Source organism: Streptomyces sparsogenes, from assembly GCF_001704635.1.
Lineage (GTDB): Bacteria > Actinomycetota > Actinomycetes > Streptomycetales > Streptomycetaceae > Streptomyces > Streptomyces sparsogenes.
Window position 1 is genome coordinate 1 of the sequence record NZ_MAXF01000066.1, and the last position, 10,526, is coordinate 10,526.

A 10,526-nucleotide genomic window follows, 5' to 3' on the forward strand; every position below is an offset into this window, starting at 1 on the left:
AGGTGTCTTCCGGCCTCGGTCGGCTGGGCGGGCTCGGCGGGGGCGTCGGCCTCGGCTTCCGGGGCGTCCACGGGGGTGGCCTGCGCCTCCGGCTCCGTGGCCGGGGCGTCAGCGTCCGGCTCGACGGCGGGCTCCGGGGCCGTCTCGGGCTCGGCCGCGTCGGCCGCGTCGGCGGCTGGGGTGTCTTCCGCGTCGGCCTCGGTCGGTGCGGCGGTGGTGTCGGCCTCGGCGTCGGTGTTCGCCGCGTCGGTCTTGGCGGGCTCGGTCGCGTCTTCGGTCGCCTGCTCCGCTTCCGTGGCGGGGGTCGGCTGCGCCTCGGCCTCGGCGGGCTCGCTGGCAGTGTCGGCCTGGGCCTCGGTCTCCGTCGCGTCCGGCTCGGTGGCGGGTTTCGGGTCGGTCTTCGCCTCGGCTGCTTCGGCGGCCGAGGTGTCTTCCGCGTCGGCCTCGGTCGGCTGGGCGGGCTCGGCGGGGGCGTCGGCCTCGGCTTCCGGGGCGTCCACGGGGGTGGCCTGCGCCTCCGGCTCCGTGGCCGGGGCGTCAGCGTCCGGCTCGACGGCGGGCTCCGGGGCCGTCTCGGGCTCGGCCGCGTCGGCCGCGTCGGCGGCTGGGGTGTCTTCCGCGTCGGCCTCGGTCGGTGCGGCGGAGGCGTCGGCCTCGGCGTCGGTGTCCGCCGCGTCGGTCTTGGCGGGCTCGGTCGCGTCTTCGGTCGCCTGCTTCGCTTCCGTGGCGGGGGTCGGCTGCGCCTCGGCCTCGGCGGGCTCGCCGGCGGTGTCGGCCTGGGCCTCGGTCTCCGTCGCGTCCGGCTCGGTGGCGGATTCCGTCTCCGCCTCGGCCGTCTTGTCGGTCTCCTGCTGCGGCTCGGCGGCGGCCTCCGGGGCGGCCTTGCCCTCGGCCTCGGCGTTCGGGGCGGGGGCCGGCTCGTCGGTGGCTTCCTGTTCCGCTTCCGAGCGGGCGCTCGGGGCGGCCTCGGCCTCGGTGGTCCCGGCCTCGGTGGTCTCGGGCTCGGCCGCGACCGGCTCGGCGGGGGCGTCGGCCTCGGCGGCCTCGGTCCTGGCGGCGTCCGGCTGTTCGGCGGGGGCGTCGGCCTCGGGTTCGGGCTTGGCGGCGTCCGGCTCGGCGGGCTTCGGCGTGGCTTCCGCTTCGGCGGCGGCCGGCTGTTCGGCGGCGGCTTCCTGCTTCGGCTCGGCGTCGGCCTCGGTCTTGGCGGTCTCGGCTGGGGTGTCCGCCTCCGGCTCGACAGGCTCCGCTTCGGCGGCGACCGCCGGCTTCTCGTCGGCGGTGTCCCGCTTCAGCTCCGCTTCCACGGCCGCCTCGGCCGGCGCCTCCTCCTTGGAGGCCGACGTCGAGGCCGACGCCGACTCCGGCGTGGCGGAGGACTCCAGGATCTCGTCGAGCGTCTTCAGCGGTTCGGTGAGGGAGGGGTGGTGGGCCACGAGGTCCTCGTCCTCCGACTGGGCGGAGGAGGCGGACGGGGCCGGGGCCGCCGGGGCGGGCTCGGGCTCAGAGGCGGGCTCGGGCTTGGGCTCGGGCTTGGGCTCAGAGGCGGGCTTGGGCTCAGGCTCGGGCTCGGGGGTGGAGGCGGGCGGCTCCTGGGCGGTGTCCGGGACAACCGCCGCTTCCGGCGCAGCCGAATCGTCGACCCGTGGCTTGCGGGAGCGTCCGAAAACTTTGCGCAGTAGATCCCGTATGGCCATGGGAGATACCTCTCACGTGTTGAGTGCCGGGGCATGGCGGTAGTACATGTCCGTGGTGCGGAAAGGCTAGCGGGCCGTTCAGCGGTCCTCCGCTGCCGATTCCGGTTACCCGTCGTTCACTCCCGGTTCAGGCGACCGTCGTCGGCTCGCGGCTCTACGCCCATAGCTTCGCCGCGGATGGCTTCTGAGACCGTGGTGGCGCGGGTTGCGCGCCGGTCAATCCGTACGGAGGGAAAGACGTGCGCAAGCTCCTGCCGCTCATCGGCTCGCACCCGGGCGGTCGTTCCGCGCTGACCTGCCGGTACCGCTGTGGTGACGCCTGCTTCCACGAGGTGCCGAACACCAGTGGGAACCCCTACATCGGGGATGTCATAGCCGGTGCGCTGTCGCGCCGTTCGGTGCTGCGCGCCGGCGCGGTGGTGTCGGTGGCGGCGGCGGCCGGGGTGACCGCGGTGGGGCGGGCGCCGGAGGCCGCCGCGGCCGAGGGGGCGGCCGGGGCGCGGGGCGCCGGGAAGGGCGCGGGGAAGGCGGCCCGCGGCCTGCGGTTCTCGCCGGTCGCGCCCAACACCACGGACGCCGTCGTGGTGGCCGAGGGCCATGACCAGAACGTGGTGATCCGCTGGGGCGACCCGATCCTGCGCGGCGCGCCCGCGTTCGACCCGGCCAACCAGTCCGCGAAGGCGCAGGCGGGCCAGTTCGGTTACAACAACGATTACATGGCCGTGCTGGACGTGCCGCGTGAGCGCGGTCGTCAGCTACTGGTGGTCAACCACGAGTACACCGACGAGGTGCTGATGTTCGCCGGGTACGACGCGGCGAACCCGACCCGTGAGCAGGCCGAGATCGCCTGGGCGGCGCACGGTCTGTCGGTGCTGGTGACGGAGGAGGACCGCAGGCTCGGCAAGTTGACGGCCGTGCCGCGGCACCGCCTCAACCGGCGGATCACCGCGACCACGCCGTTCGAGGTGACGGGCCCGGCGGCGGGCAGCAAGCTGCTGCGGACGTCGGCGGACCCGACGGGGAAGCGGATCCTGGGGACGCTGAACAACTGCGGTGGCGGGATCACCCCGTGGGGCACGGTCCTGTCGGGCGAGGAGAACTTCAACCAGTACTTCGCCAACGGCGGCTCGGTGACGGATCCGGCCACCGCCGCCCGGCTCAAGCGCTACGGCATCGCGGGCGCGGCCACCGAGCGCAAGTGGGAGCGTTTCGACAAGCGCTTCGACGTGGCCCAGGAGCCCAACGAGCCCCACCGCTTCGGGTGGGTCATCGAGATCGACCCGTACGACCCGGAGTCGACCCCGCGCAAGCTGACCGCGCTGGGGCGGTTCAAGCACGAGGCGGCCGAGCCCCGGCTGACCGCGGACGGCCGGCCCGTTCTCTACATGGGCGACGACGAAAAGTTCGACTACTTCTACAAGTTCGTCTCGTCGAAGCGGATGATGAAGGGCGACAGCCGGGCCGCGCGCGAGCACAACCGGACGCTGCTCGACGAGGGCACGCTGTACGTCGCCAAGTTCACGGGCGACAGCCCGGCCGGGGAGATCGACGGCAGCGGGAAGCTGCCGGAGGACGGCGAGTTCGACGGCTCGGGCGAGTGGATCCCGCTGGCGAGCGGCACGACCTCGTACGTGGAGGGGATGACGGCCGAGGAGGTCTACGTCTTCACGCGGCTGGCCGCCGACAAGGTGGGGGCGACGAAGATGGACCGCCCGGAGGACGTCGAGCCCAGCCCGCGCACCGGAAAGGTGTATGTCGCGCTGACCAACAACAGCGACCGCGGCAAGGCGGGCAAGGCCCCGGCCGACGAGGCGAACCCGCGCAACGGCAACAAGCACGGCCAGATCCTGGAGCTGACCGAGCGCTGGGGCGACCCGGCGGCCCGCCGGTTCGGCTGGCGGCTGTTCCTGGTGTGCGGCGACCCGGCGGACCCGAGCACGTACTTCGGAGGCTTCCCGAAGGACCAGGTCTCGCCGATCTCCTGCCCGGACAACATCACCTTCGACGCGCACGGCAACCTGTGGATCTCCACCGACGGCAACGCGCTGGGCAGCCACGACGGGCTGTTCGGGGTGGCGACGGCCGGCAGCAGGCGCGGTGAGGTCAAGCAGTTCCTGACCGTGCCGACCGGCGCCGAGACCTGCGGGCCGATCGTCCAGGACCGGCGGGTGCTGGTGGCGGTGCAGCACCCGGGCGAGGTGGACGGCGCGAGCGTGGAGAAGCCCGCGTCCACCTGGCCCGACGGCCCGGGCAAGCTGACCCGTCCGTCGGTGATCAGCGTGTGGCGGCGCGACGGCGGGAACATCGGCGTCTGATCGCCGGCCTCTGATCACCGGCCTCTGATCTTCCGGTCCGCCGGAATATCGGGTAATTCATCGCGGCGGAAATTGTCCCGGAGATTAATTCAACTGGCGTCCGGGTCAGTTTCCGTTCCGGCGGGAATCCCCGTCGTCCGGAAGCGTCTCGCGGGACAATTCCGCCAATCGCCGCCGCGGTGCGTTCAGCGAGCGGCCCCTCGTGCCGGCGCCCGCCCAGGGGTCGCGCTCCAGCCGCTCGCCGATCGTGCGCAGGGTCCAGCGGTCGGCCCTCAGTTCCGGGTCGTCCAGTTCCTCGGCGGCGATCGGCGTGGCGACCGGGGCACCGGGGCGGGCGCGCACGGCGTACGGGGCGACGGCGGTCTGCGCGTAGCCGTTGCGCTGGGTGTCGAGGTAGAGCCGGCCGGCCCGCTTGGCCTTGCGCGGCTCGGTGGTCAGCCGGTCGGGGTGGCGGGCGGCGAGCAGGTCGGCCGCGTCGCGCGCGAAGTCCCGTACGGAGTCGAAGTCCTCGCGGCGGTCGAGGGCGACGACCACGTGCAGCCCGCGGGAGCCGGTGGTCATCAGCAGGCCGGGCAGCCCGACCTCGCCCAGCAGCCCGCACATCCGCCGGGCCGCCCAGCGGACCTCTTCGAAGCCCGCGTCCGGGGGCGGGTCGAGGTCGAAGACGAGGCGGTCGGGGTGGTGCGGCCGGTCCGCGCGGGAGAGCCAGCGGTGCGGGGTGACGCAGGCCTGGCCGGCCAGGTAGACGAGGGTGGCGACGTCGTCGCAGACCACATGGGTGACCTCGCCGCCCTCCTTGGGCATGACGGCGCGGTGGATCCAGTCCGGGAAGTGGTCGGGGGCGTTCTTCTGCATCAGCGGCCGGCCGCTGATCCCGTCCGGGTGGCGTTCCATCATCAGGGGGCGTCCGCGCAGGTGCGGGAGCATGAGGCGGGAGACCGCGCGGTAGTGGTCGACGAGATCGGACTTGGTGATTCCGTCGCCGGAGTGGTCCGGGCCGCCGGGACCGTCCGGGCCGCCGGGGCCGCCGGGGCCGGAAGAGCACTTTTTCCGGGCGGCTGATGGGGACGGTGCGCCGACCGGCCCTGACCTCGGTCTTCGAACGCTCCTTCGTATCACTCATATCCTCGGCGAGTAACCCGGCCCGCCGCGCGTAAACGGGATCGGCTCGCCATACGTGCATGGGGACGGTAAATCCGCGCTTATCCGGAATGAGCCGCCGGTGAACCCGGGCCGATAAAAAGTCGGCCGCCTGATCAAGCATCCCGGGGCTAAACTCGTGAGTCCACAAAACAGGAAGAGTTGGAAAGCGAGACGGATTCATGGCTGGACCCGGGCCGGTCGGACCGCCGACGGCCAACGGGCGAAGCAGGCTGCTGCAGAGCCCGCTCGCGCTCATGGACACCACGATGGACCAGCTCCGCACGCTGATCGTGGTGCATGAGGCGGGTACCGCGCTGGGCGCCGCGCGGGTGCTCGGCCGGGAACAGTCGAGCGTGCAGAAGCAGCTGGACACGATGAACCGCAACTTCCGGGACCTGTGCGGCGAACCGCTCGTCCTCAAGCAGGGCCGCGGCAAGGACGTGCTGTTCACCGGCACCGGAGAGGCCCTCGTCGAACTGGCGCGGGGCACGCTCGGCGACTGGCTGGAGGGCATCCACGAATCCCGGCGCCGCCTGGGCAGAACCCTGATGGTGGGCACCACGCGCTTCACCCTCGGCTATCTCGCGGGGGCCGGCGAGCGGGTGGCCGAGGAGTTCGGGCGGCGCGGCATCGAGCTCAAGGTCGGGCATGTCCGCACCCGCGACGTGCTGGCCAAGCTGCGGGCCAAGGACGTGGACCTGGTCTGCGGGTCCGTGGTGACCAGCCCCCAGGCGGACGCCGGCCACGACGAACTCGACGCCTTCGACGTGATGGAGTGGCGCCGCAGCGGGGTGTCGCTGCTGACCAATCTGCCGCCCTCCCGGCTGCCCGGCCCGACCGTCGAGAGCAGCGAGCTGCGCACGCTTCCGCTCGTCGTCTCGGCCAGTGGCCTGATGGCGGGGGTACTGCACACCTGGTTCGGCGCCGACTACCGCAACAGGCTGCACATCGCCGCCGAGATCGACACCGTGACGTACGGCTTCGAGCTGTTGCGCTCGGGCCTGCTGCGCGGCTGCATGCTGGTCACCAAGGGCGTGGCCGACGCGGCCGGCGCCCCCCGGGTGGCGTACGGGCGCGGGCTGCGGGCCGTCGAGCTGGTCAACGACACCGGGCCGCGGCTCGAGGTGCTGCTCGGCGCCTTCACCCGGCGCGGGGAGCGCGCCCACTACGACCCGAGCCACCCGCTCAATCTGCTGTGGGACGCGCTGGCGCTGGAGAACGAGCAGTGGCGGCGGGAGCAGCGCTGGCCGACCGAGGGTCTGGAGCCGGACCCGTTCGAGCTGGCCAACTCCTACCACCCGAGCGAGAGCTGAGCCCGGCCCCTGAGCCGCGCCTGTGGGTCAGTGCAGGTCCAGGTCGACCAGCAGCGCCCGGTGGTCGGTGTCCGGCAGGTCCAGGAAGCGGGCGGCGCGGGGCCGCAGCGCGTCGCTGACCAGCACGTGGTCGATCTGGGCGCCCAGCGCCGGGGTCGTCGCGCTCGGCCAGCTCGGCGTTCGCGAGCGGCCCACCGCCGCCGCGCTGTCCCGCATTCCGGTGTCGAGGAGGGACCGGAAGGCGGCGTGGTCCTGGGTGGCGTTGAAGTCCCCCGCGATGAGGGTGGGCTCCGGACCCCGCCCGGCGGCGTACGCGCGCAGCCGCCCCAGCTCGGCGCGCCACACGTCCAGCTCCCCCGGCAGCGGCGGCATCGGGTGGGCCACCTGCACCTGGACCCGCCGGTCCGCGATCCGCACGACGGCCCGCGGCATGGCCAGCTTCCCGGGGACCCCGGGCTCGGCGGCCAGCGGGTACTTGCTGAGGATCGCCGAGCCGTGGGCCGCGTCCCCGGGGACGGCGATCACCTTCCGGTACGGGTAGCTCTCGCGTACGGCGTCCGAGTCCAGCGCCGTACCGCAGCGGGTGTCGCACTCCTGGACCGAGACCAGGTCGGGCTCCTCCCGGCGCAACGCGCCGAGCAGCCCCTTCGTCGCCCCGCCGAACTCCAGGTTGGCGGTCAGCACCCGCACCCGGGCCACCACCGGGCCGCCCGGCGGGCCGCCGGCGGCGTCGTACGGCTGGCTGAACCAGCCGGTCACGGCGGCCGCGACCAGTGCCCATACGCACCCCAGCGGCCAGCGCGCGGCCACCGCGAGCACCAGTCCGAGCAGCGCGGGGACCAGCAGCCAGGGCAGAAAGGCCAGCAGTTGGGGGACGGGCGTGATCCCGTCGGTATCGGCCGCCCGGCAGCCCAGCACCGCGCTCACCACGGCCAGCGGCAGCGCCGCGCAGCACGCGGCCAGCCGCCGGGCCCGCCCGCGCGGGGGCCGGGCGAAGCGGCGCGCGAGCCGTATCAGGCGGCCCGCGGGGTGCCCGGGCTCGGCGGCCCGGTCCTCCGCGACTGTCGTCGTCCGCACGCTTCTCCCTCGTCGGGGCTCGGCTCCCGCCCTGCTGCAGCCGGGCGGCGGGAGCCCTTATTCTCCCGTGCGCCCTCCCCGGGCGCGGACGCCCTGGGGAGCGCAGGTCACCGGTGGTGTGCCGGTCTCCTCGACGTGTGAGTATTGACACGTCGTCAGGTCCACTGGCATGTGCCAAACTTGCTCCCCATGGCAGTGGTTGGACAGACGGTCGCACCCGAGCGCCTGCTGGCGGTCGAGCAGGCGATCGACGCGTTCGCCGAGGGCGGCTTCGTCATCGTCTACGACGCCTTGGCCAAGGAGCCCAGGGGCGTTCTGCTGCTCGCCGCGGAGTTCGCCCACGAGGGGGCGCTGAAGCAGCTGCTGGACCACACCTCCGGCATGGTCTGCGTGGCGCTGCCGCACGACCGGGCGGACCGGCTGCGGCTGCCGCGGCTGGTGGTGGACGAGGAGCACACCGGGCTGCTCAACACCGCCTTCACCGTCCCCGTGGACCTGCTGGGGCCCACCACCACGGGCCTGTCGGCCCTGGACCGCTCGCGCACCGTCCGGGCGCTGGCCGATCCGCAGACCACCCATGACCAGTTGGGGCGCCCGGGGCACGTCTTCCCGGTGTGCGCGGTGCCGGGCGGGGTGCTGGAACGGGAGGGCCACGCGGAGGCGGCCGTGGACCTGTCGCGGCTGGCGGGACTGTCCGGGGTGACCACGCTCGGCGCTGTCGTCACACCGGACTGGGAGCTGGCGCGCCACGACGACCTCAGCCGGCTCGCGGCCAGCCGGCTGCTGCCGCTGATCTCGGTGGCCGACCTGGCGGCCTACCGGCTGGCGCGCAAGGCCCTGGGCCGCTGATCCCCGCCCGGGCGCTCTGCCGGAACGCCAGGGCGCTCTGCCGGAACGCCTGGGGCGCTCTCCCTGAAGGCCAGGGGCGCGGCCGGTACGGGGCCGCGGCTCACCCGGCGCGCAGCGCCAGCACCGCCTCGACCGTGTCGGCCTCCGTCGCCGGCTTGTCCTCGCGGTAGCGCAGCACCCGCGCGAAGCGCAGCGTCACCCCCGCCGGATAGCGGGACGACCGCTGGAGAGAGTCGAAGGCGATCTCGACGACCAGCTCGGGCCGCACCCGCACCACCCATCCGTCGTCGCTGACGGCCAGCCGCAGCAGCGCCTCCGTCTGCCAGGCGAGCAGCTCGTCGGTCAGGCCCTTGAAGGTCTTGCCGAGCATGGCGAAGGTGCCGTCCGGCCGGCGGGCGCCCAGATGGAGGTTGGAGAGCTTGCCGGTGCGGCGGCCGTGGCCCCACTCGGCGGCCAGCACGACCAGGTCGAGCGTGTGCACCGGCTTGACCTTCAGCCAGGACGCGCCGCGCCGGCCCGCGCTGTACGGGGCGTCGAGGGACTTGGCCATGACGCCCTCGTGGCCGCGGGCCAGCACGTCGGCGGCGAACTCCCGCGCCGCCCGCCGGGTCTCCTCGTCCCGCGGCTCCTCGGCCACCAACCGGCGTACCCGCCGGGGGCCGGGCGCGATCCGGGCCAGCTCGGCGTGGCGGTCCCGCGCGGGCAGGTCAAGCAGGTCCCGGTCGTCCACGGCGAGCAGGTCGAAGAAGACGGGGTACAGCGGCAGCGCGGCGCTCGCCCCGGCCATGCCCGGGCGGGTGCCGACCCGGCCGGAGAAGTCCTGGAAGGGCAGGGGCCGGCCGTCGGCGGCGAAGGCGATCACCTCGCCGTCGAGGACCGCCCGCTCGACGGCCAGCTCGCGGGCGGCCGCGACCACCTCCGGCACCCGGTCGGTGATCTCGTCGAGGGTGCGGGTGTAGACGCGTACGGTCTCGCCGTCCCGGTGCACCTGCACCCGGATGCCGTCCAGCTTCTCCTCGACCGCGCAGGGGCCGAGCCGGTCCATGGCCTCGTCCAGGTCGCGCGCGCTGTGGGCGAGCATCGGCAGCACCGGCCGCCCGACCTCCAGCCGGAAGCCGGCCAGCGCGGCCGGCCCGTGTTCCAGCAGGGCCTGGGCGACCGCGCCCAGCGAGCCGCCCAGCATCACGGCGCGGCGCACCTCGGCGGGGGGTGCGCCGACCGCGGCGGACAGCCCCTCCACGGCGAGCGCGTCCAGGGCGCCCTGGCGCAGCTCGCCGCCGATCAGCCCGAGCAGGAAGCGCTGTTCCTCCTCGGTGGCCGCGGACATCAGCCGGGACACCAGTCGCTTGCGCTCGGTGGTGGCGCCGGCGCCGGAGACGGCCGCGACCCGGTCCAGGGCGTGGTGGACGTCGAGCACCCCGAGCCGGGGTCCGTCGGCCGGCTCGGGGCGTACCCGCAGACCGGCCCAGCCCACTCCGACGCGGCGCTGCGGCAGTCTGCCCGCGAGATAGGTGATCACCACGGGGGCCTCGGCGGGCTCGGTGCGGCTGAGCAGCCGGGCCAGGGCCTCGATCTTCTCCGAGCGGGCGGGGGTGGCCGCGACCTCGCGTGAGGTGCGGGCGACTTCGGCCAGCAACATGGCTTCAGCCTCGCTCTTCCCGCGCGCCCCCGCTACCCCTGTCCCCCCGCTGCCTCTGCCCCCGCGCCCCCCGCCGCCGGACGGTCTACAGTGGGCTTGAACACGCGGTTCGCGCCGCGAGCGCCGCGTGGCAGGGGCACGAGCAGGGAGCGGGCCACGGGACGGGAGATCGATTACCAGGCACTTTTCGAGGCCACGCCGAGTCCGAATCTGGTGCTGGGTCCCGATCTGGTGATCGTCGCGGTCAATCAGGCGTATCTGAACGCCACCCAGTGCACGCGCGAGGACCTGCTCGGCCGCCATGTCTTCGACGCCTTCCCCGACAACCCGGCGGATCCGAAGGCCACCGGGACCCGCAATCTGCGGGCCTCCCTGGAGCGGGTCCTGGAGACCGGCGAGCGGGACAGCATGGCGCTGCAGAAGTACGACATCCCCGTCCCCGACGAACTCTGTGCTCCGGACGACGGGGACGACGGTGCTCCGGACGACGGGAACG

At 73.9% G+C, this 10,526-nt stretch carries 7 protein-coding genes and 1 pseudogene; 4 read left to right on the forward strand and 4 right to left on the reverse strand.

Annotation, left to right across the window (positions count from 1 at the left end; all coding sequences use genetic code 11):
* On the reverse strand, positions 1 to 1,694 hold a 1,694-nt coding region (locus BBH68_RS13845; protein WP_065962222.1), incomplete at its 3' end, for a hypothetical protein.
* A gap of 239 nt (positions 1,695 to 1,933) precedes the next feature.
* Between BBH68_RS13845 and BBH68_RS13850 the strand changes: the two genes are divergently transcribed.
* Positions 1,934 to 4,009 carry a PhoX family protein gene (locus BBH68_RS13850; RefSeq protein WP_065962224.1) on the forward strand — a complete coding sequence of 692 codons (2,076 nt, stop codon included), beginning with the start codon at positions 1,934 to 1,936 and terminating at the stop codon, positions 4,007 to 4,009.
* Positions 4,010 to 4,114: 105 nt separating this feature from the next.
* Here the strand turns inward: BBH68_RS13850 and ligD are convergent.
* A pseudogene (ligD, locus tag BBH68_RS13855) lies at positions 4,115 to 5,132 on the reverse strand (non-homologous end-joining DNA ligase).
* A gap of 274 nt (positions 5,133 to 5,406) precedes the next feature.
* Between ligD and BBH68_RS13860 the strand changes: the two are divergent.
* Positions 5,407 to 6,465 (forward strand): LysR family transcriptional regulator, encoded by a 1,059-nt coding sequence (locus tag BBH68_RS13860; RefSeq protein WP_245738048.1) that lies wholly within the window; start codon positions 5,407 to 5,409, stop codon positions 6,463 to 6,465.
* Between the two features lie 27 nt (positions 6,466 to 6,492).
* On the opposite strand, the gene BBH68_RS13865 is transcribed toward BBH68_RS13860, so the two are convergent.
* Positions 6,493 to 7,542, reverse strand: a complete 1,050-nt coding sequence (locus BBH68_RS13865; RefSeq protein ID WP_079150975.1) for an endonuclease/exonuclease/phosphatase family protein — start codon at positions 7,540 to 7,542, stop codon at positions 6,493 to 6,495.
* A 189-nt stretch (positions 7,543 to 7,731) separates the two neighbouring features.
* Here BBH68_RS13865 and BBH68_RS13870 point away from each other — a divergent pair, with 189 nt between their 5' ends.
* The gene (locus BBH68_RS13870; protein WP_076970902.1) at positions 7,732 to 8,391 is read left to right on the forward strand and encodes a 3,4-dihydroxy-2-butanone-4-phosphate synthase; all 660 of its coding nucleotides are present in this window, start codon (positions 7,732 to 7,734) and stop codon (positions 8,389 to 8,391) included.
* Positions 8,392 to 8,491: 100 nt separating this feature from the next.
* On the opposite strand, the gene BBH68_RS13875 is transcribed toward BBH68_RS13870, so the two are convergent.
* Positions 8,492 to 10,030, reverse strand: a complete 1,539-nt coding sequence (locus BBH68_RS13875) for an ATP-dependent DNA ligase (RefSeq protein WP_065962227.1) — start codon at positions 10,028 to 10,030, stop codon at positions 8,492 to 8,494.
* Between the two features lie 213 nt (positions 10,031 to 10,243).
* Between BBH68_RS13875 and BBH68_RS13880 the strand changes: the two genes are divergently transcribed.
* Positions 10,244 to 10,526: PAS domain-containing protein (locus BBH68_RS13880; RefSeq protein ID WP_245738049.1), on the forward strand; the 283-nt coding region annotated here is incomplete at its 3' end.